This window comes from Enorma sp. (genome assembly GCF_982429025.1).
The window spans coordinates 1-21439 of sequence record NZ_CEWCAA010000037.1; the positions used below are offsets into that span (position 1 = coordinate 1).

Annotated in this window: 19 protein-coding genes; 5 read left to right on the forward strand and 14 right to left on the reverse strand. The window is 64.4% G+C overall.

Annotation, left to right across the window (positions count from 1 at the left end):
• The first annotated feature begins 157 nt into the window (after positions 1-157).
• The 3 genes from coaE to uvrB all read left to right on the forward strand — a co-directional run bounded on the left by coaE (position 158) and on the right by uvrB (position 3779).
• Positions 158-844, forward strand: a complete 687-nt coding sequence (coaE, locus tag AC1VS5_RS06925; protein ID WP_481218161.1) for a dephospho-CoA kinase — start codon at positions 158-160, stop codon at positions 842-844.
• Positions 831-1418, forward strand: coding sequence for a lytic transglycosylase domain-containing protein (locus AC1VS5_RS06930; protein WP_287749082.1), 588 nt, complete (start codon positions 831-833; stop codon positions 1416-1418). The genes coaE and AC1VS5_RS06930 overlap by 14 nt, the downstream gene beginning before the upstream one ends.
• A 105-nt stretch (positions 1419-1523) precedes the next feature.
• On the forward strand, positions 1524-3779 hold the full coding sequence (gene uvrB, locus AC1VS5_RS06935) for an excinuclease ABC subunit UvrB (protein ID WP_481218162.1): 2256 nt from the start codon (positions 1524-1526) through the stop codon (positions 3777-3779).
• Positions 3780-3896: 117 nt separating this feature from the next.
• Here the strand turns inward: uvrB and accD are convergent, their stop codons facing one another.
• From accD to AC1VS5_RS07005, 14 genes are all read right to left on the reverse strand, one after another.
• Positions 3897-5606, reverse strand: coding sequence for an acetyl-CoA carboxylase, carboxyltransferase subunit beta (accD, locus tag AC1VS5_RS06940; protein WP_144687665.1), 1710 nt, complete (start codon positions 5604-5606; stop codon positions 3897-3899).
• On the reverse strand, positions 5596-6948 hold the full coding sequence (locus AC1VS5_RS06945; protein ID WP_481218163.1) for an acetyl-CoA carboxylase biotin carboxylase subunit: 1353 nt from the start codon (positions 6946-6948) through the stop codon (positions 5596-5598). Before AC1VS5_RS06945 ends, accD begins: the two co-directional genes overlap by 11 nt.
• Positions 6949-7247: 299 nt before the next feature.
• Positions 7248-7673 (reverse strand): 3-hydroxyacyl-ACP dehydratase FabZ family protein, encoded by a 426-nt coding sequence (locus AC1VS5_RS06950; RefSeq protein ID WP_419057862.1) that lies wholly within the window; start codon positions 7671-7673, stop codon positions 7248-7250.
• The gene (gene accB / locus AC1VS5_RS06955; protein ID WP_204627984.1) at positions 7674-8192 is read right to left on the reverse strand and encodes an acetyl-CoA carboxylase biotin carboxyl carrier protein; all 519 of its coding nucleotides are present in this window, start codon (positions 8190-8192) and stop codon (positions 7674-7676) included.
• Positions 8193-8194: 2 nt separating this feature from the next.
• Positions 8195-9436: a beta-ketoacyl-ACP synthase II gene (gene fabF, locus AC1VS5_RS06960; RefSeq protein ID WP_276766234.1), complete on the reverse strand. Its 1242-nt coding sequence runs from the start codon at positions 9434-9436 to the stop codon at positions 8195-8197.
• 132 nt (positions 9437-9568) lie between these two features.
• On the reverse strand, positions 9569-10336 hold the full coding sequence (gene fabG / locus AC1VS5_RS06965; RefSeq protein WP_481218164.1) for a 3-oxoacyl-[acyl-carrier-protein] reductase: 768 nt from the start codon (positions 10334-10336) through the stop codon (positions 9569-9571).
• A gap of 1 nt (position 10337) precedes the next feature.
• Positions 10338-11297, reverse strand: coding sequence for an ACP S-malonyltransferase (locus tag AC1VS5_RS06970; protein WP_481218165.1), 960 nt, complete (start codon positions 11295-11297; stop codon positions 10338-10340).
• Positions 11285-12229 (reverse strand): enoyl-[acyl-carrier-protein] reductase FabK, encoded by a 945-nt coding sequence (gene fabK, locus AC1VS5_RS06975; RefSeq protein ID WP_481218166.1) that lies wholly within the window; start codon positions 12227-12229, stop codon positions 11285-11287. The genes AC1VS5_RS06970 and fabK overlap by 13 nt, the downstream gene beginning before the upstream one ends.
• A 1-nt stretch (position 12230) precedes the next feature.
• On the reverse strand, positions 12231-12467 hold the full coding sequence (locus AC1VS5_RS06980) for an acyl carrier protein (RefSeq protein WP_019128652.1): 237 nt from the start codon (positions 12465-12467) through the stop codon (positions 12231-12233).
• Positions 12468-12588: 121 nt separating this feature from the next.
• Entirely contained in the window at positions 12589-13581 is a 993-nt protein-coding gene (locus AC1VS5_RS06985) for a beta-ketoacyl-ACP synthase 3 (RefSeq protein ID WP_481218167.1), read from the reverse strand.
• Between the two features lie 243 nt (positions 13582-13824).
• Positions 13825-15555, reverse strand: coding sequence for an NAD(P)/FAD-dependent oxidoreductase (locus AC1VS5_RS06990; RefSeq protein ID WP_481218168.1), 1731 nt, complete (start codon positions 15553-15555; stop codon positions 13825-13827).
• Positions 15556-15639: 84 nt separating this feature from the next.
• The gene (locus AC1VS5_RS06995; RefSeq protein ID WP_481218169.1) at positions 15640-16989 is read right to left on the reverse strand and encodes an FAD-dependent oxidoreductase; all 1350 of its coding nucleotides are present in this window, start codon (positions 16987-16989) and stop codon (positions 15640-15642) included.
• 170 nt (positions 16990-17159) lie between these two features.
• Entirely contained in the window at positions 17160-18014 is an 855-nt protein-coding gene (locus AC1VS5_RS07000; protein ID WP_481218170.1) for a P-loop NTPase, read from the reverse strand.
• A 278-nt stretch (positions 18015-18292) separates the two neighbouring features.
• Complete coding sequence (locus tag AC1VS5_RS07005) at positions 18293-18967, reverse strand: M15 family metallopeptidase (RefSeq protein WP_481218171.1); 675 nt, start codon at positions 18965-18967, stop codon at positions 18293-18295.
• 234 nt (positions 18968-19201) lie between these two features.
• Here AC1VS5_RS07005 and AC1VS5_RS07010 point away from each other — a divergent pair, with 234 nt between their 5' ends.
• Together AC1VS5_RS07010 and AC1VS5_RS07015 are read left to right on the forward strand one after the other, a co-directional pair.
• Positions 19202-19906 carry a response regulator transcription factor gene (locus AC1VS5_RS07010; RefSeq protein WP_481218172.1) on the forward strand — a complete coding sequence of 235 codons (705 nt, stop codon included), beginning with the start codon at positions 19202-19204 and terminating at the stop codon, positions 19904-19906.
• An 81-nt stretch (positions 19907-19987) separates the two neighbouring features.
• Entirely contained in the window at positions 19988-21280 is a 1293-nt protein-coding gene (locus AC1VS5_RS07015; RefSeq protein WP_481218173.1) for a sensor histidine kinase, read from the forward strand.
• The last annotated feature ends 159 nt before the right edge of the window (positions 21281-21439 follow it).

Consider the following 21439-nt stretch of genomic DNA (forward strand, 5'->3'; position numbering starts at 1 on the left):
TGGGAGGGCAGGGCGCCGCTGACCGGTGGACGGCACCGAGCCGTTCGCTTAACATTAAAAGGCTTTTGGTTATCCAAAAGCCTTTTTTTGTATGTAGAGCTCCCAATAATCGTATCCTATATAGTCCAGTAGTTGGCGAGCGCATGGAGGACCTTCCGTGTTTACAGCATTCTTTATCGGGAATATTGCTTCGGGTAAATCGTTGGCGACACGCTATCTTGCTTCTCGCGGTGCATGGCGCATTGATCTGGACGATCTTGCTAAGTCGCTTTACGAGCCCGAGTCCGAGATTGTTAACGAGCTCGCCTGCGCGTTTGGCATGCATATTCTCGATGAGGACGGCTGCATCATTACTTCTGAGCTCGCTCGTTCTGCATTTAGCGACTCTGAGCATACTGAACTTCTCAACCAAATCGTTCATCCCCACGTTAAGGAGCGACTTGCGCGCATGCTTGTTCCGCCTGTCTGCTGTGCGGCAAGCGGTCCATCATGCAGCTTGGCGGTAGTTGAGATTTCTGTTCCGAAGTCATTTGTTGATGTATTTGATCTTGCGGATGAAATCGTCGCCATTTCCGCTCCTGAGGAACTGCGCCGCGAACGCGCCCTTTCCCGTGGAATGCAGATTCAGGATTTCGATGCGCGCTCGCAGGCGCAGCCTTCCGAGGACGAGCTCTGCTCTCTTGCCGATTATGTTATTGAAAATGTTGACGATATGGCTGGGCTTCTTTCTGCCATTGATGCATGGGCGGAGCATCACGATATAGCCCTCAAAGAGCCTTCAGATGCTTCATTCCGCTTGCAGGAGATTCAGGATAAGCTGGGAGCTGCTCGTGAGCGCGCTTAGAGCTTTTGGGTGGTTCCGGGTTATTCCGCTTTGCCTCGTCTTGCTTTTCGGGCTCATTTCCTTTGGATATACGAGCGCCCCCTCTTTGCTGCTTCGGCCGTTTTATCCCTTGGAGTATCAGGACTATATCAGCAAAGCGAGCGCTCAATATAGCGTCGATCCGTATCTTGTGGCGGCGGTTATCGAGTGTGAATCGAACTGGAATTCCGAAGCCGAATCCTACCGTGGTGCCCAGGGTCTCATGCAGCTCATGCCCGATACGGCGAGCGATATGGTTCGCCTAGGGCTTGTTGATGGCTCGGAGTATGATCCCGAGGACCTTTCCGATGCCGAGACGAATATCATGTTTGGCTGCGCCTACCTTAGATACCTTATCGACTACTTCAACGGCTCGACCGACTATGCAATCGCTGCCTATAATGCAGGGCTGAGTAACGTTGAGGAATGGGCATCTGCTGCTACAGCGCTTCATAACGCGATTACCTTTCCCGAGACGCAGGCATATCTCATTCGCGTGAAAAACGCCCATAAGCGCTATCAGGAGCTCTATGCTGGCACGTTTGAGGGTATGTGAGTAAAAGGAGCCGTATCGTTAAGCTTTGACCCTAATTCGGCGTCGTAACCGCGCGTTTCATCCCGCCGCGCCCAGTATGTGCGGCAACCAGTTTGAGGAGGTCTCATGAGTTCGTTCGAGGTTGAGCGCGTCGGCGGCGAGCTGCGTCGATTTGGGGCGGCGAGCGAACCTGCGCGCTTCGAGGTTGTGAGCCCCTTTGAGCCTTCGGGCGACCAGCCGCAAGCCATCGCCTCGCTCGTAGAGGGCGTGGAGCGCGGGGACCGCTATCAAGTCCTTCTCGGTGTGACTGGTTCGGGAAAGACCTACACCATGGCGAAGACTATCGAAGCGCTGGGCAAGCCGACGCTCGTCATGGCGCCGAATAAGACGCTCGCGGCCCAACTGGCAAGCGAGCTCAAGGAGTTCTTTCCCCATAACGCGGTCGTGTACTTCGTCTCCTATTACGACTATTACCAGCCCGAGGCCTATGTGCCGCAGAGCGATACCTATATCGAAAAGGACGCTTCGATTAACGAGGAGGTCGAGATGCTCCGGCATCAGGCGACCTCCCAGTTGCTCTCTCGCAACGACGTGATCGTGGTCGCCTCGGTGTCGTGCATCTACGGTATTGGCTCGCCCGAGGATTACGCTGGCCTTGCGCCGAATGTCGATAAGCGGGAGCCCCTCGAGCGCGACGACTTCATCCATGCGCTCATTGACATCCAATACGACCGCAACGACTTCGACCTGGCGCGCGGCACGTTCCGCGTGCGTGGCGATACCGTCGACGTGTTTCCTCCGTATGCGGAGCATCCGCTTCGCTTCGAGTTCTTCGGAGACGAAGTTGAGCTCATTGCCGAGATCGACGAAGTCACCGGCGAGATTCTGCGCGAGTACGACGCTATTCCCGTGTGGCCCGCTTCGCACTACGTGACGGAGAAACCCAAGGTGGCAGCTGCGGTGAAATCGATCGAAACTGAGATGGAGCATCGTGTCGCCGAGCTCAAGGCAGCCGATAAGCTTCTTGAGGCGCAGCGCCTGGAGCAGCGCACGAGCTACGACCTTGAGATGCTCGAGACCATGGGCTATTGCAACGGTATCGAGAATTACTCGCGTCACCTCGATGGCCGCAAGCCCGGCGAGCCTCCATATACGCTGATCGATTACTTCCCCAAGGACATGATCTGCATCATCGACGAGAGCCATGTTACCGTGCCGCAGATTCGCGGCATGCACGAGGGCGACCGCTCGCGCAAGGTAACGCTCGTGGAGCATGGGTTCCGCCTTCCTTCGGCCCTCGATAACCGGCCGCTGCGCTTCGATGAGTTTGAGGCCCGTGTGCCACAGTTCATCTATGTGAGCGCGACACCGGGCGACTACGAGCTGCGCGTGAGCCAGAACAACGTGGAGCAGATCATTCGACCTACGGGCCTTCTGGACCCTAAGATCGATGTTCGCCCGGTGCATGGTCAGATTGACGACTTGCTCGACGAAATTCGGGTTCGCACCGCTCGCCATGAGCGCGTACTCGTGACGACGCTCACCAAGCGGATGGCGGAAGACCTTACCGACCACATGCTCGATGCAGGCATTAAGGTGAATTACATGCACTCGGATACGGCGACGATGGACCGTGTCGAGATATTGCGCGACCTTCGCCAGGGGAAGATCGATGTGCTCGTAGGCATTAACCTGCTGCGTGAGGGCCTCGACCTGCCTGAGGTATCGCTCGTGGCCATTTTGGACGCCGACAAGGAGGGGTTCCTTCGCAACCGGCGCTCCCTCATCCAGACCATCGGCCGCGCGGCTCGAAACGCCGATGGCGAAGTCATCATGTATGCCGATACCATGACCGATTCTATGCGCGAGGCGATTGACGAGACCAATCGCCGTCGCTCGATACAGATGGCGTTCAACGAGGAGCACGGAATCAAGCCCAAGACAGTTCGCAAGGCCATCAACGACATCTCGAGTTTTATCGCCGAGGCGGCGGAAAACGTTGGCAAGCGCGACCGATCGCGCGGCGACTCGCTTGGGCATGGCGAGTTCTTCACGCCGTCGACCGATGGCGCCGGCGCCGAGGAAGCGCCCGGTGTTACGGCGTCGACGGGGCAGCGCTTGGCCGAGGAGCTCTCCGACCTACCGCGCGATGAGGTGCAGCGCATCGTGGCTACCATGGAGGACGATATGCGGAGCGCTTCCGAAGCGATGGACTTCGAGGAGGCGGCGCGCCTGCGCGACGCGATTGTGCACATCAAGGCGATGCTCGAGGGCGAAAGCGAGGACGCGGTCATGGAGGCGCTGCGCAAGAACGCGCGCAAAGGGTCGAAGTTCGCAAGCGGTCGCAAGCGCCAGGGCGTGCGCTCCAAGATGAAGCATTAGTTTGCGGAGTGTGTCCGGCCTGCGGAGTTTTCGGTGCCGAGCTTCTCGGTGCGCGATTCCGCAGAAAATCAGCTTCGCTGATTTCCGGGGACCAGCGTGTCGAGAAGCTCGGTGCCCTTACATCGCGCGGAATTTGGCTTGACGGGCCTCGACAAGGGCGTCGGGCTTAAGGGATGCAAGCTCATCGAGCTCGTGCGTGACCCGGTCGATGATGCGCTCAGCGAGCTCGCGATGGGTGCCGGAGCTCGTGATGGTGCCGTCAACGATGCCAAGCTCAGCGAGGCGAGGCGCGGTGAGCGCGAGAGCCTCTGCGGCGTCGGCGGCGCGATCGGTGGTCTTCCAGAGAATGGACGCACAGCCCTCGGGGCTTACCACGGAATAAGCTGCATTGTCGAGCATGAGCACGCGGTCGGCAACGGCGAGCGCAAGAGCGCCTCCCGAGCCCCCTTCCCCCACGACAATGCTCACGATGGGTGTCTCGAGCTCAGACATAACGACGAGGTTCGAGGCGATGGCTTCGCCCTGTCCGCGCTCTTCGGCGCCGATTCCGCAGTACGCCCCTGCAGTGTCGATGAGGCAGAGGACGGGCCTTCCGAAGCGCTCGGCCTCCTTCATGAGGCGCTGAGCCTTACGGTACCCCTCGGGGTGGGCGGAGCCGAAGTTGCGCGCGACGCGCTCCTTGGTCGATCGCCCGCGCTCGGTGCCGATGACGGTGAACACCTGGTCGCCAACCCATGCGATGCCGCCCACGATGGCGGGGTCATCGCTGAAGTACCGGTCTCCGTGGAGCTCGATGAATCCGTCGAAGCCGAGCTCGATAAGCTCGAGGGCGGTGGGGTGTTCCACCGAGCGGGCTGCCTGCACGATATCGTATGCGCTCGGCGCTTCATTGCCGCTACGCCGGCGCTTGCGGCCCGCCTTCTTGAGGAGCGTGTGCGGCTCATGCCGCTCGGGCAGAACGTGCGGAGCATCGGCTGCGGGAATGCGTCCGGCGTGGAGCGCGAGGAGCTCGGAGAGGGTTGCGGGGACGTTCTCGCGCTCGACGATAAGGTCGAGAAAGCCGTGCTCGAGCAGGAATTCTGAACGCTGGAAGCCGGCGGGGAGGCGCTTGTGGGTGGTCTGTTCCACGACGCGCGGCCCTGCGAAGCCGATGAGCGCACCGGGCTCGGCGAGGATGATGTCGCCCTCCATGGCGAAGCTGGCCGTCACGCCGCCCGTGGTTGGATCGGTGAGGAGCACGAGGTAGGGGAGGCCCGTCTTGGCGAAGCGCGCACGCGCTCCCGAGACTTTGGCCATCTGCATAAGCGAGGTGGTGCCCTCCTGCATGCGGGCACCACCGGAGACGGTGATACCCACGACCGGCAGGCGAAGCTCAGCAGCTCGTTCAAAGGTGCGGCAGATCTTCTCGCCCACGACCGAGCCCATCGAGCCCATCATGAAGTCGCCATCCATGATGAAGATGGCGCAGGGTTCGCCGCCGATCGTGGCGCGCCCGCAGAGCACGGCATCTTTATCGCCCGTTGAACGCTGGGCGCGCTCGAGCTTCTCGGTATAACCGGGAAATGCGAGGATGTCCGTTGCCTCAAGTTCGGCATCCCACTCTTCGAAGCTGCCGGCATCGACGGTGGCCTCGAGGCGCTTTCTCGCGCCAAGGCGCATGTGGTGGCCGCAGCGCGGGCAGACATCGTGCGACGCCTCAAGCTGTTCGAGGTCGATGATGCGCCGGCAACCAGGGCATTTGACATAGGCACGGCGCTCGGGGAGCTCGATGGGGATGTCCGTCACGGGACCCTCGAGCTTGTTGATGCCCTTCTGCTTAGTCTTCATAGAGGTGCTCCATCAGGTTCGTGTGATAGATGCCGGAGAGGAACTCAGGGTTCGAGAGGATATCGAGCTGGAGCTCGGTGTTAGCGTCGACGCCGTCGATGATGAGTTCGGTGAGCGCTGAGCGCATCTTGCGGATGGCCTCTTCACGAGTGCCGGCGCGCACGATGAGCTTGCCGAGCATCGAATCGTAGTACGGTGGCACGACGGCGCCGGGATAGAGAGACGAGTCGAATCGCACCCATGGGCCGTTGGGCACATGCATGGAGTGGATGGTGCCGCAGGAGGGACGGTAGTCGGGCGCGGGGCCCTCCGCGTTGATGCGGCATTCGATGGCATGGGAGCGCTTTGCGGGCATGATCTCGTCTTGCGCATAGGGGAACTCGACGCCCGCGGCCACGCGAAGCTGCCACTTAACCAGGTCGATATCGGTTACAAACTCGGTGACGGGGTGCTCGACCTGTAGGCGCGTATTCATCTCCATGAAGTAGAAATTGCCGTCGTCTGCGTACAGGTACTCGATCGTGCCCGCCCCTTCGTAGCCGACTGCGCGCGCCAAATTGCGCGCTGCCTCGTACATGCGCTCGCGGATGTCGTCGCGACCCTCGAGGCACGGCGCGGGGCTTTCCTCCAGGAGCTTCTGGTTTCGGCGCTGCACCGAGCATTCACGCTCGCCAAGCGTGACCACGTTGCCATGGGCGTCGGCGAGCACCTGCACCTCGACATGGTGCGCGGGGGCGACGAACTTCTCCATATAGCATTCCCCGTCGCCGAAGGCAGCCTCGGCTTCGGCGTGGGCTTCTGTAAAAGCTTTGCCGGCGTCTTGCGCGCGCTCGACCTTGCGGATGCCGCGTCCGCCGCCGCCCGCGCGCGCCTTGATGAGAACCGGGCAGCCGATGCGCTCAGCTTCCCGTTCGGCTTCTTCAGCGCTCTTGAGCAGGTCGCAGCCGGGGACGATGGGAACGCCGGCCTCCTTGGCGCAGCGACGCGCGGCATCCTTGTCGCCCATGCGCTCGATTACTTCGGGCGACGGTCCCACGAACACCACGCCGCATTCGCGGCAACGGCGCGCGAACCCTGCGTTCTCGGAAAGGAAGCCGTAGCCAGGATGGATGGCGGTTGCTCCGCTTGCGACAGCAACAGTCAGGATGGCATCTTCGTTAAGGTAGCTATCTTGCGGACGCGGCCCGCCGATGCAATATGCCTCGTCGGCGAGCTGTACATGGAGCGCGTTCGTGTCGGCCGTGGAGTAGACGGCTACGGTTTGGACGCCCATCTCCTTGCACGCGCGGATGACGCGCACCGCGATCTCGCCGCGGTTGGCGATGAGGATCTTCTTGAACATCGATGCCTCCAAAATTGGCAGTTATTTCAACTATGAACGATTGCGCAGATAATATTTTGCCTGGCGATCGGCGCTCAAGCACAAAACCGCAGGAAAGCGCTTCGTGCGGAGGGGCTAAGAGGCTTAATTGAGACGTTTGGGGCGTGGCATGGCGGCCTCAATCGTTCATAGTTGAAATAACTGCCACAAAATTGTGGATTTTCGAAAAAAAGTGCGTTGAGGGCAGGCGGGATGAGCGGATGCCTGGCGGCGAAGGTTGCTCCAGGCGCCATCTCGCCCGCCCGCAGCGTATTCGGACGCTATTCTGCGGGCATGAGGGCGAAAGACATCTCGGCCGTCACGCAGAGCACATCGCCGACGCGCGCCTCGCCGCTCGCAAAGTAGAAGGGACCCCGGTGCCGCGTGATCTGGCACGTGAGTTCCACGGTGTCCCCAGGGCGCACGGGGTGCTTGAAGCGAACCTTGTCGAGACTCGTGTAGAACGGTGTCACATGTTCCTGTCCGGAAAGGCCATCGCCCATGAGCACGCAGCAGTTCTGGGCGAGCATCTCGCAGAGGATCACGCCGGGAACGACGGGGTTGCCGGGGAAATGGCCCTGGACGAAAAACTCGTCGCCCGTGATGGTGATTCGTCCGTGAGCGACGCCGTCGATAACCTCGGCTTCATCAAGCAAGAGCATCGGCTCGCGATGGGGGAGAATCTTCTTGAGCTCGTCGCGCTTCATCTACGCCTCACCGCCTGGGACGATCTTCATGATGCAAGAGCCGAATTCCACGAGGTCTCCGTCCTGAACGCAGATCTCGGCGATGGTGCCGTCAGCTTCTGCAACGACCTCGTTCATGAGCTTCATGGCCTCGATGATGCAGAGCGTGTCGCCAACGTGGACCGTGGAGCCCACGCTGACAAACGGGTCGGCGCCGGGTGAGGGGGCTGCATAGAATACGCCGACCATCGGGGCCTCGACAGAGATGGTGTTAGAGGCGGTAGGGGCCGGTGCGGTTTCTGCAGCAGGTGCCGGCACCTCGGTTGGCGCGGTGACCGCTGGGGCAGCGGGGGCAGCCGCGGGGGTCACCGCTGCGGTCATGGGTGCGGCGACCGGGACAGCGATGGCTTCGGGCGCCGGGGCGGTCATGCGCTCCAGCTCGACCACGCGTCCGTCTTCCTCTGAGAGGCGCACGCGCGTAAGGCCATGGTCCTCCATGAGCGCGGCTACCTCGTTGAGCTTCTTTGAATCGATGTGCATGGTTAGTCCTCGTATGCTTTGAACGCCAGAGCCGCGTTGTGCCCGCCGAACCCGAGGTTCGTGGAGAGCGCCCAGCGCACCTGTGCCGATACGGCCTGGTTGGGGGTGTAATCGAGGTCGCACTCGGGGTCGGCCTCGGCGTAGTGGATCGTGGGAGGGATGATTCCCTCGGTGAGCGCGCCGACGCAGGCGATGGCCTCGACGGCCCCCGTCGCGCCGAGCATGTGCCCGGTCATGGATTTGGTGGAGGAGATGTGCGCCGCGCGAGCCGCCTCCTCGCCGAGCGCAAGCTTGAAGCCACGCGTCTCGGACGCATCATTCAGCTTGGTGGAAGTACCGTGGGCGTTGATGTAAAGACCCTCGGAAGCGTCAAGCCCGGTGCCCTCCATGGCCTCGACGATGGCGCGCGTGATGCCGCGCGACTCGGGGTCGGGGCTCGTGATGTGGTATCCGTCGCAGGTGTTGCCGTAGCCCACGACCTCGGCCAGAATCTTGGCTCCGCGCGCACGGGCATGCTCGAGCTCCTCGAGCACGACGATGCCTGCACCCTCGCCCATCACGAAGCCGTCGCGGCCTGCGTCGAACGGACGGCACGCCGTCTCGGGGTCGGGGTTCTTGGTCAGCGCTTTAGCATTCGTGAAACCGGCCACGGCTTCGGGTACGAGCGCTCCCTCGGAGCCACCGGCAACGATGGCGTCGGCGTAGCCGTGCTTGATGGCACGGAACGCCTCGCCGATCGTGTGTGCCGAGGTGGCACAGGCGGTCACCACGGGCAGGGTGGGGCCATAGAGCTTCTGCCGGATGGCGATTTCGCCGGCTGCCATGTTCGCGATCATCATGGGGATCATGAAGGGCGAGACGCGGCGTGCGCCGCGGGCGCGCATGACGTCGACATTGTCGGTGTAGGATTTCATGCCTCCGATGCCCGAACCAACGTAGACGCCCACGCGGTCGCGATCGCAGGAGCCCTCGGCGTCAAGACCGGCTTGCGCGATGGCTTCGTCGGCGGCGACGAGTGCGTACTGGACGAAGAGATCCATATGGCGCGTGTTGCATCCGAGCCGCTCGGCGCAGTCGAGGTCTTTGACCTCTCCGGCTACCTTGACCTTGAAGTCGGTCGTGTCGAATCGCGTGATGGCGCCGATGCCGTTCTTTCCAGCGATGAAGGCGTCCCAGGTCTCGGTGGCGCTGTTGCCGACGGGCGTGACCGCGCCCATGCCGGTGACGACCACTCTGTGTTCCATGTTCAAACTCCTCTTAGGCGTGCGTGGGACAAAGCGTCAGACTCGTTCGCCGCAAGCTCGTTTCGCCTGCTTCCGGGCGGTTGGGCGAGACGGGGCAAGCGAGCCTGACACCTTGTCCCGTCTGTTGGCGCGCTACATCGCCATGCCGCCGTCGCAGCGGATGACCTCACCGGTGATGTAGGCTGCGGCATCGCTCGCCAGGAAGCCCACGAGCGCGGCGATCTCTTCGGGGCTCGCGAGCCTGCCGAGTGGAATCTGCTGCTCGTATGCCGTGCGGGCAGCCTCGGGAAGGGCGGCGGTCATATCGGTCTCAACGAATCCGGGCGCAACAGCGTTGACCGTGACGTTTCGACCGGCGAGCTCGCGGGCGACGGATTTGGTGAGGCCGATGAGGCCTGCTTTGGAGGCGGCGTAGTTTACCTGGCCCGCATTGCCCATGAGCCCCACAACGGAGCTCATGTTGATGATGCGGCCGCCGCGCTGGCGCATGAACTGCCGCGTGAGGGCGCGCACCAGGTGGTAGGCGCCTTTGAGGTTGACGTCGATAACGCGCTCGAAGTCGTCCTCCTTCATGCGGGCCAAGAGCGTGTCGCGCGTGACGCCGGCGTTGTTGACGAGCGCCCACACGCCGCCGAAGTCGGCGATGACCTGCTTGACGGTGGCGTCGACCTCCTCGGCGGAGGCGACATCGCAGCGATAGGCACGGGCGGCCTGCCCGAGTTCCTCCACGGCGGCGACGGTGGCCTGGGCGGCTTCCTCATTGCCGGCGTAGACCACAGCGATGTCCATGCCGGCGCGGGCGAGCTCGAGGCAGATGGCGCGACCGATGCCGCGCGAGCCACCCGTCACGAGCGCTACGCGGCGCGCGTCGGCGGATGCGGTGGTTTCGGTGGCAGCCATCTTACGCCTCCTTCGCGTCGGTCATGCCGAGTGCCTCGAGTACGGCGTCGAGTTGCTCGGGCGTCTCGCAGGTAAGCGCAGTCGCGCCTTTGAGGGTGCGCTTCACGAGGCCGGTGAGCGTTTTGCCCGGGCCCACCTCGATGAAGGTGTCGATGCCGCGGCTCTCGAGCTCGTGCAGGGTGCGGACCCATTGCACGGGGTGAGACACCTGCTCGGCAAGGAGCGCGGCGCGCGCCGTGGCATCCTCGGCGGTGTTGCCTGCGGGGTAGGCCTCGGCGGTGCGGTTTGCGATGACGGATACCTGCGGTGCAGCCGGGGCATGGCCCTCGACGAGGTAGGCGGCCAGGTTCTCGGACGCTTCGGCCATATACGGGCTGTGGAACGCTCCAGAGACGGCGACGGGCATCGAGCGGCCCTTGGCGTCGCGCACAAGGGCGTCGAGCTGCTCGAGCGCCTCGGGCGAGCCGGCAACCACGGTCTGCTGCGGGCTGTTGTAGTTCACGGGCCACGCTTCGCCCGCCTGCTGGGCGAGTTCCTCCACCGTCTCTGCATCGAGCTTCAGGATGGCGCGCATAGCACCGGGGTGCGCCTCGGCGGCAGCGGCCATGAGCTCAGCGCGGTGGCATACGAGCGCGAAGCCTTCGGCGTCGGTATAGGAGCCGGCGAAGGTGAGCGCAGCCACCTCGCCGAGCGAGAAGCCGGCAACGGCGACCGGCACCACGCCATGCGCTTCGAGCGCGCGGGCGCAGGCGAGGTCGGCGGCGAAGACGCACGGCTGGGTGTTCGCCGTGTCGTTGAGCTCCTCCTGGGTGCCCTCAAAGCACTGGGCGCTCGTGCCGGGGCGCGCTGCGTCCGCCGTCTCGAAGACGGCGCGGGCGGCGGGCTCGCGCTCGGCAAGCTCCATGCACATGCCGGGGTGCTGTGCGCCCTGGCCCGCGAACAGGAATGCTACCTGACCCATGCGGGGGCCTCCTTCAGGAGCTTCTCGGCGCCGTTCACAAGGTCGTTCACGATCTCGGCAGCGCTCTGGCGCTCGTGCACCATGCCGGCGATCTGGCCGCACATGAACGAGCCCTCCTCGTAGTTGCCGTCCTTGGCGGCCTTGCGCAGCGCGCCCGCCCCCATCTGCTCAAGCTCTTCAACGGGGGCCCCTTCGTTCTCCTTCTTGGCGAAGGTGGTGGTGAAGGGGGTCTTGAGGCAGCGGACGGCGTGCCCGGTACGACGGCCGGTCACGATGGTCGAGATGTCCTTGGCCTTGAGCACGCGCTCCTTGTACTCCTCGGAGACGGTGCACTCGTTGGCCACGAGGAAGCGCGTGCCCACCTGGACGCCCTGGGCGCCCAGCATAAGGGCCGCCGCCATACCGCGTCCGTCGCCGATTCCGCCGGCAGCAATGACGGGGATCTTCACGGCGTCAACGACCTGTGGGACGAGTGCCATCGTCGAGGCATCGCCCACGTGGCCGCCGGACTCGCCGCCCTCGGCCACGACGGCCGTGGCTCCGGCGCGCTCGACCATGCGGGCCAGGCCCACCGAGGCGCAGACCGGTACGACCTTGATCCCTGCGGCCACCCAAGCCTTCATGTACTTGGTGGGGTTGCCGGCGCCGGTGACCACGACGGGCACCTGCTCGTCGATGACCACCTGGGCCACTTCGTCGGCAAACGGGCTCATGAGCATCACGTTCACGCCGAAGGGCTTATCGGTCTTGGCGCGAAGCTCGTGGATCTCGTTGCGGAGCCATTCGGCGTTCGCGTTCATGGCAGCGATGATTCCCAGGCCGCCCGCCTCGGAGACGGCAGAGGCAAGGCTCGCGTCGGCGATCCAGGCCATGCCGCCTTGGAAGACGGGCTTTTCGATGCCCAGAAGGTCGCAGATGGGGGTGTGGAGCATGTTAGTTCTCCATGAGGGACTCGACGAGCTCGACGAACTCGCCCACGGTCTCCGGGTTGGAGTCGGTCTCGATCTCGATGTCGAACTCATCCTCGCAGGCGATGACGGCCTCGACGGTGGCGAGGGAGTCGAGGCCCGCGTCGGCGAGCTTGGTCTCGGGGGTGAGCTCCATGTCGGCGGTGCCGCCGTTGTCGCGGATGATGTCGCAGATGCGCTCGAAGGTGGTGGACTCAGCCATGGTGTACTCCTTTACGGTTGGTATCTTCCCGGCGCCCGTTGCGCCGTGGACAACAAGGGTGGTGCACGAAATGAGACAGTTGTACCGGGTCAATCTGTCTCATCCGTCTCATAGAACGCGGTCAGCTCCAGCGCATAAGGCAGGAGCCGGTGTCGAGCCCGGCGCCAAAGCCCACGAGGGCGATGAGCTCGCCCTGCTTGAGCTCGCCGTTGCGGGCGAGGGTGTCGATGGTATAGGGGATGCAGGCGCTCGAGATGTTTCCCGTGTGCGCGAGCGTGCGCGCAACTTTGGTGTCGTCGAGCCCGAGCCGCGCGCTCGCTGCCGCGAGGATGCGCTCGTTGGCCTGGTGAAAGATGAAGTGGTCGATTGCAGAGACCTCGATGCCCGCCTGTTCGCAGAGGCCGTTCACGGCGTCGCAGATGGTGGTGACGCCGAATTTGAACACCTGCTGCCCCTTCATGGTGAGGGCGCAGGCCTGGGCCGTTGCGCCAGCCGAGCGCGCGTCGTTCCCGTCGCGGGTCTCGTCGAACGGAGAGTTCCCCGTGACGCCGGGTACGGCGAGGGCGTTGAGATTCGGCTTGCATGCCAGGTTGATCGCGAGCGGGCTCTCGCCGCCTGCCTCCACGACGCACGCCGCCGCACCGTCGCCGAAGAGCACGCAGGTGGCTCGATCGGACCAATCGAGGATGCGTGACATCTTCTCGGCCGAGACGATAAGGGCGCGCTTGCTGCGCCCGCGAACGAAGAAGCCGTCGACGATATCGAGCGCGAAGACGAAGCCGGCGCATGCGGCAGACACATCGAAGGCGGGGCAGTCCACGCCGAGGCCCTCGGCGATGGCGCAGGCTTCGGCGGGCATGAGATGATCGCCGGAGGTCGTCGAGCACACGATGAGGTCGATGTCGGCGGCAGCGATCCCGGCAGCATCGAGTGCACGCCGGCATGCGGCGATCGCAAGCTCGTCAAGGGTCTCCGTGGTGCAGATGCGACGCTCGCGGATGCCTGTGCGGGCGGCAATCCATTCGTCTGAGGTGTCGAGAAAGCTCGAAAGCTCATCGTTGGTGACGGATCGCTGCGGCAGCGCCGAGCCCGTTCCGGTGATGTGGAAGGCCATGATCCTCCATGCTCGCGGTGCAATTCGAAGCAAGCGATGTCACGCCTGCTTATTGACGTAATGTTAATTAACGTCAACCGTTATAATGCTAGCGAAGAATCGCCTCGCACGGGGGCGCTCAGGGCGAAATTTGCGCTTCGCGGCGCTCTATTCCACGGGATGTTCACGTTTGACATATGGTCAACGTACGCGCTCTAGCAGGTAATTTTCAGGTGCTCGACGGCGTGATGCCGAAGCTGTTGCCTAGCGTGCGGCGGCTTTCTGGCTAAGCTCTGCCAGCACGGCGTCGGCACAGCGGAGCCCGTCGGTCGCAGCGCTCATGATGCCGCCGGCGTAGCCCGCGCCCTCGCCACAAGGGTAGAGCCCGGGCGCGTCGAGTGCTGCGCAGCTGCGGTCGCGCGCTACGGTTACGGGCGAGCTCGAGCGCGATTCGACGCCCGTGAGCACGGCGTCGGCCACGTTGAATCCCTTGAGCTTGCGGTCGAGTGCCGGGATGCCCAGGCGCAACGTCTCGATGACGTGTGCGGGCAGCGTGCTGTCGAGCTCGGTCCATGTGACTCCGAGCGGGTAGGTGGGGGCGACCGCGCCCGGCTCTTCGCTCGGACGGCGCTTCAGGAAATCTCCGACGAGCTGCGCAGGGGCACGGAAGCTGCCCCCGCCGAGCTCGTAGGCGCGCTGCTCGCAGGCGCGTTGGAGCGCCACGGCGGCAAGCGGGTCGGCGCCCGGAAGGTCCTGTGGGGTGATGTTTACCAGAAGGGCCGAGTTGGCGTTCTTTCCGTCGCGGGCGTAGAGGCTCGCGCCGTTCGTAACCACGCCCCCCGGTTCCGATGCTGCGGCAACAACCTGGCCGCCGGGGCACATGCAAAACGAGAACAGGCTCCGCCCGTTGGGCAGATGGGCGACGAGCTTGTAGGGCGCGGCCCCGAGCGCGCGGTGCCCGGCCGCCGGCCCGTACTGCGCGCGGTCGATTGCGCTCTGCAGGTGCTCGATGCGCACGCCCATAGCGAACGTCTTGCGCTGGACGGCGAAGCCGCGGTGCAGGAGAAGCTCGAACACGTCGCGGGCGGAGTGCCCGCAGGCGAGGATGAGCTGGTTGCACGGTATGCGCTCGCGGCAAGCGCTTTCCTGGCGCGAGGCCGCCGTATCTGCTTCGGGGCGCTTACGCGAGAGGGGGCCAAGGCCGCCCGCCCCGCTTTCCACGACGATGGCCGTGATGGCGCCCGCTGCGGGGCGCTCTCGCTCGATGTCGACGAGCTTCGTGCGGAAGCGCACCTCGCCTCCGAGCGCGCGGATGCGCTCGACGATCCGCATGACCACGGTGGGGAGGATGTCCGAGCCCACGTGCGGCTTGGCGTCCCAGAGAATCTCGCGGGGCGCACCGGCTTCAACGAGCGTCTCGAGGATGTAGCGATGGGCGGCGTTCTTCGTGCCCGTGTCGAGCTTCCCATCGGAAAACGTACCGGCACCGCCGAGCCCGAACTGAATGTTGCTCTCGGGGTCGAGCTTCGCGGTTTGGTTGAAGCGCTCGATGGCCTGGGTTCGCCTGGTTGCATCGTCGCCTCGTTCGATGATGAGGGGCTCCAGGCCCGCCTCGGCGAGCCTGAGCGCGGCGAAGAGACCGGCGCAGCCGGCGCCTACGACGACGGGACGCGCTCCGGGCAGGGTCGAGATGCTCGGCACGGAAACGCTCGGATCCGGCGAGACGATGCGAACGCGGCGGCGGTCGCGCTCGGGCACGCGGGCGAGCATCGCGTTCTCATCGACTCCTTCGGCGAATCGTATGCGCACCGTGAGCACGATGTGCACGTCAGATTTGCGCCTGGCGTCGATGGAGCGGCGCCGGAGTTCGATGTGGGCAAAGTAGTGGGGGAGGCAGGTGAAGAGGCGCACAGCATCGATGAGGCCTACGGCGAGGCAGCTCTGCTCGGCGGCCCCCTGCGCGAGGGTCGCGCGAATGTCAGAGATCTCGATCATGGACTCAGCGCCTCCATTCATTTCGTCGCAAGCTCGTAGGGGCGGTATGCAGGCGAGGTGCCCGCACGGCGAGGGCGTGGCAGCCTATGGTCTCGTTGCACGCGCAGCGGACCTGCCGGCGCATGTCCCAGAAATCCAAGCCCATGCTAGATTGTACCCTCCGCAATCCGCGTCCATATCAAGGGCCTCTCCGCAGGCGAAGAGCGTGCCGGCTGCTGCGGCGTTGCTCGGGTGTGTCACCGAGAGCGTGGAGAGGTCGATCGCGCTGAAGGGGATCCCCCCGCGCTTAACTTGGGCGACGCCCGTCTCGGTGCGCCCGTTAGCGCGAAAGCCCAGGTGCTTGGCTGCGCGGGCGCAACCTTCGCGGGTGCCGGTGCCCAGCAAGATGACCGCTCTCCCGAGCGCGGGGGCGAGCATGCCGTCGAACCAGCGGTAAGCGCGCGGGCCCATGTCTCCGACCACGCGCTCTCGCATGCGGAAGGCGTCGGCAAGTGCCGGTTCGGGCGTATCGGGAAACAGGTCGACCTCGATGCGGTCGCCCGTCTCGACCCGGCGCGAAAGGTTGAAGGTAACCACGCCCGAAAGGCCGTACGAGCGGAAGAGCACCTCGCCGCGTTCCCGCCAAACGAGCTCGCCGTCACGCAAGAGCGAAAGCTCGGCTTCGGCCCTGAGGCCGTCGAGGCGCGCGAGGAGGTCAGCGCCAGCACGTCCCCGGTCGTCGAGCGGCGTGCAGGAAACGGGGCAGAGCACGGGGGATTCCTCAAGGTGAGGCAGGTCGAAGAGCTGGCAGACGCCCTCGCTCGAGCCGCCGGGGGCAAGCACGACCGTTCGCGCGAACAGGGCGTGGGAGCGCTTGGGTGCAACGGAGAGCGCCTTGCGGAGCGCACGGAGCTCGGCCTTGGCATCGCGCGCTCGGTGGGCGCGCAGCGGCCGCGTGGGCGCGAGGACGTCGAGCTTCCATGCGCCGCGTTCAGCCGTCGCCGCTTCCCGGGGCTCCTGCACTGCGCTGCTCTCCCTCCATGTCGCGCGCACGGGCTCGCAGCAGCAGATAAGCTCGACGCCCTCGCGCTCGCAAGCGGCGAGGAGCGCATCGCGCACCGATTCTGCGCGCTTGCTCAGAGGGAAGAGGAGGTTTCCCTCGCGGCAGGTTGCCAGGCCGATCGAATGGAACCATGCGGCGAGGTCTTCCTCGGGCGTGGCGCCCATCACGGTGCGAGCCACCTCGGGGTGCCGATAATGGCCCGGATGCAGCAAAGTGTTCGAAAGGTTGCAGCGTCCGTTGCCGGTAGAGAGGATGGGGAGGCCGCAGGCCACATCGCGTTCCACGACAGCCGTCCGCGCCCCCGCTCGGGCAGCGGAGAGGGCGGCGGCGAGGCCGGATGCCCCACCGCCGATCACGATGACGTCATATGGCTCAACTTCGGTACGCGGCATGCTGCTCCTGGTCGTCATGGTTGGGAAATGGGCGAGGGCCCTTGCCGCTCGACTTCGCATCGATGCGGCGAACGGGCGAGGCGAAGGCGCCTGCCATGGATGTCGAATGCCGGCAGGGCCACGTGCGCCGTTTGACGCTCACGGCTCCACTGCCGGTTCTTCGTCTGCGGTTACGCCTCTGGCTCAGCGGGCTCGGCATCTGCGTTCGCGCGCACCTCGACCGCCTCGCAAACGGCGAGCGCCTCAGGAAGAAGCCCCATGGGCAGCGCGGATTCGATGGTGCCGTCGTCGCAGGCGGCTGCGAGCGCGGGGTCGATGGGAAGGCGGCCGAGGACCTTGAGGTCATAGCCCGCCGCCACCTCGTCGAGGTTGCTCTGCCCGAAGACCTCGATCTTACGGCCGCAATCCGGGCAGGTGATATAGCTCATGTTCTCGATGATGCCGAGAATCGGCACGTGCATCTTCTCGGCCATGTTCACGGCTTTGGCGACGATCATGGAGACGAGGTCCTGCGGGCTCGTGACTACGACGATGCCGTCGACCGGAAGCGATTGGAACACGGTGAGCGCAACATCGCCCGTGCCCGGGGGCATGTCAACAAGGAGGTAGTCGAGCGGGCCCCAGGAGGTATCGCTCCAGAACTGGCGGATGGCACCCGCGATGACGGGCCCGCGCCAGAGCACCGGATCGGTCTCGCGCTCGAGCAGGAGGTTCGAAGACATGACCTTGATGCCGGTGGCGGATATCTCGGGAAGGAGGAGCTTGCCGAGGCCGCTCGCCCGCTTGCCGCTCATGCCCATCATCTTGGGGATGGAGGGGCCGGTGATGTCGGCGTCGAGGATGCCGACCGTGTGTCCGCGGCGGTTCAGTTCGATGGCGAGCGCCCCGGTTACGAACGACTTGCCCACGCCTCCCTTGCCCGAAAGCACGGCGATGACGTGCTTCACCTCGGAAAGGCTGTTCTCCTCGAATTGCGTGGGAGCAGTCTGACCGCCGGCGGCGGCTGCATGCTCGCAAGAAGCCATGGGACATCCTTTCATGTAGAGCCCGGCTGCGGGCCGGGCGAACGTTTGGTATGCCCGTATTGTACCCATCATGCGCGTGCCGAACGGCGCTCACCGAACGTCGTCGTTTCTCACCATGACGTTCGGATGGAAAAGTGGAGGTATTAAATTGTATGTTTTGCGATTTCCTGCCTGAAAATGAAGTGAGACAGATTGACCCGGCACAACTGTCTCATGTGTGCAACTGTCTCATGTGTGGCAGGCTCCCCTGGCGCCGCTGCCGCGTTTTCGGAGGGGTGTCATGCTAGGTATTCCTCGAGCGTGATGCCCTCCTCGTAGATGGCGGTTGCGGCCTCCTCTCCCACGTAGCGGTAGTGCCAGGGTTCGTGCGAGATTCCGGTGATCGACGACTTCTCCGGCGGGTAGCGCTGTATAAAGCCGTATTCGTGCGCATGCTCGGCGAGCCAGTCGTACATGCCCGTGTCGCCGTTCTCGTCGTTGATATCTACGGCGAGGCCAAGCTCGTGTTCGCTCGTGCCGGGTAGCGCGACCCAGTCGAGCGCTGCGTCGCGGGCGCGTTCCGGCGATAGGCCCTCGGCTTCGTAATCTTTGATGCGGTTGTCGAGAATCGCCTGCTGCGTTTCGCGCGTGCGAAAGCCCGACCTTACGAAGGGGTGGTAGCCGGCGGCGGTGCAGGCATCGAGCATCTGGGTGAGGGGATTGGCGATGCGCGCGTCCACGGTCTCGCCGCCGGGCATCTCGGCCGTCTGGATGGAGAAGTCTTCGGGCAAGGGATGCGTGCTGTTGACAAGGAAGAGGTGCCAGGGCTGCTCGCCCGTAGTTGCTTGCGGAGCGATGGTGCTTGCGGGCGCGCCGGTGAGCGAGCCGATGCCGTGCGCCGCCAGCGCAATGGCCCCGATGAGGAGCGCTAGGGCGAGAAGGGCGGAAAGGCGCCTGCGTGGCATGCGTGTCATGGTCAGACCCTTTCTGGCCCGCGGTCCATTCCGGTCATTTTGGTGGGTCATTTTGGGACGGGTACAAAATGAACCACGGCTGTCAAACGGGTGGGCTGATGTGCTCAACCGTACGCGCTCGCCTCCTTGTCCTTCCTATAGCGAATCCTTACCTTTGCCCGATCAAACCTTATGCAAACCTTATCTCTCGGCGTCGGCCCGCGCGCCGCGTGCCCGTGCTGATACCATCGAGGCATGGAGGTTTCGCAGAACATACTCGTGGTGGACGACGACCCCATGATCGTCGAGCTCGTGGCCGACACCCTCGGCACGGCGGGAATGCGCGTGGTGCCTTGCACAAACTCGCTCGAGGCACTCGGCATCCTCGACCGGGGCGGCATCGATCTGGTCATTCTCGATGTCATGATGCCGGGGATCGATGGCTTCGAGCTTTGTTGCCGGCTGCGCGGGCGCTCACGCGTGCCGGTGATCTTCCTTTCCGCCAAGGGCGAGGAGTCCGATAAGGTCGTGGGCCTCATGAGCGGGGCGGACGACTACGTGACCAAGCCGTTCCTTCCGCGCGAGCTCATTGCGCGGGTGAAGTCGTGCCTGCGCCGCGCGTCGTATGCGGCAGAGGATGCGACTGGCGCGCGCGAGGCCCTGCTTGCCTGCCGCGGCCTCGAGGTCGACCGGGCGGGGCATGTTGCGAGGCTTCATGGCGAGGATCTCGCGCTCACGCCGAAGGAGTTCGACGTGCTCGCGCTCTTGCTCGCGGCGGGCGGTAGGCCCGTTTCGACGCGCGACCTCTACGAGGCTGTGTGGGGCGAGTGCTACCTTGCGGCGAGTGCGAACTCAGTGATGGTGCATATTCGGCATCTGCGCGCCAAGCTTGCCGAAATCGACTCCGACCAGGTGTTTATCGAGACGGTGTGGGGTGTGGGCTATAAGATCGCGCCGTAGGGGCGCCGGCCGCTGGCGAGAGGCGGAGAGGGGCCGCGCCACCCGGCAGTGTGCCGGGCCCAGCGCCAGTGAGGAGGCCTTATGAAAACCATGCAGGGAATCGAGTACCGAAGGCGGGCCGTGGCGGGCGCATTCGCGCGCATGGCCGCTTATACGCTTGCGTTCGTGCTGCTCGTTGCTGCGGCGCGCGTGCTCGCGTGGCCGACCCTTGCGGGATGGATAGCCGACGCGACCTCGGTGTGGATTGAGGTTCCGGCCGATTCTGTCGAACTCTACCGCATGCTCGGTTATCAGGAGGGCTCGCTGGTCAACGGTAACCCGCAGTTCCGCGATCTGGCGGACTACCGGTTCGTGACGGGCATCATCAAGGGGCCGGTGCTCTGGTCGGCCTACGCGATAGGCCTCGCAGCGGTGGGGCTCTGGTGCGCCGCGCGCTCGACGCACGGGGTCGATGCGCTCATGGCGGCGCTCGAGCAGGCGGCTGCGGGCGGGAAGCCGGAGCTTCCGGGCGGATTCGATGGCGCCCGCGCTGCGTTCGCGCGCCTTGCCGAGCGCGAGCAGGCGCAAGCGCGTGCGGCAACCTATGCCGAGGCCCGCAAAAACGAGCTCGTGGCGTATCTTGCTCATGACATCAAGACGCCCTTGACCTCGGTCGTAGGCTACCTGGCGTTGCTTGCCGAGGAGCCTGGGCTGCCGGCGGCTCGTCGCGAGCGCTACGCGCGCTCGGCGCTCGAGAAGGCGCAGCGCCTCGACGGCATGATGGACGAGTTCTTCGAGATTACCCGCTACAACTTGGGCGCCATTCCCATCGAGCGCGAAACCACAGATGTGGCGCTTTTGGTGGAGCAGGTGGCGGACGAACTCTATCCAGCGGCAATGGAGCGCGGCGTTCGTATCGAGGTGGAGGTCCCGGAGGGCCTGAGCGCGTTCATCGACCCTGAGAAGATGGCGCGCGTGATGGGGAACCTCCTCAAGAACGGGATCGCCTACGCCGAAGCGGGCACGGCGGTCGTGTGCCGCGCGCGTGTGGATGAGGCCGCGGGCGATGCCACCGCTGCAAGCGAGGGCGGTGCGGCAGGCGATGTTATTGCTGCCGGTGGGTCCGGCGCGGCGGGCAGGGGCAGCGCGGCGGGCGATGCCGCCGTGGAGGGAGCGCGGCTCGTGCTCACGGTCGAGGATACCGGCAAGGAAATCTCGGCAGCGCATCTCGACCGCATCTTCGATAAGTTCTACCGCGAAGATGGGGCGCGGAGCGGCAAGGGCGCTGGGCTCGGGCTGGCCATCGCACGCGCGATTATCGAGGGCCATGGCGGTGCCATCGATGCCTCGAGCGAGCGCGGCGTCACCACCTTTACCGTCCGCGTGCCCACGTAGCGTCCCCCTTGCCCCGTTTTTAACGTTCGCCGCTGCTATATCGAGCTTCGGGCAGAAAATCGAAGAAAAGAGGGGGTACAAAAATAATTTTCTACGATTTCCTGCCCGAAAATGAAGTGAGACAGTTTGACCCGGCACAACTGTCTCATTGCGGGGTGG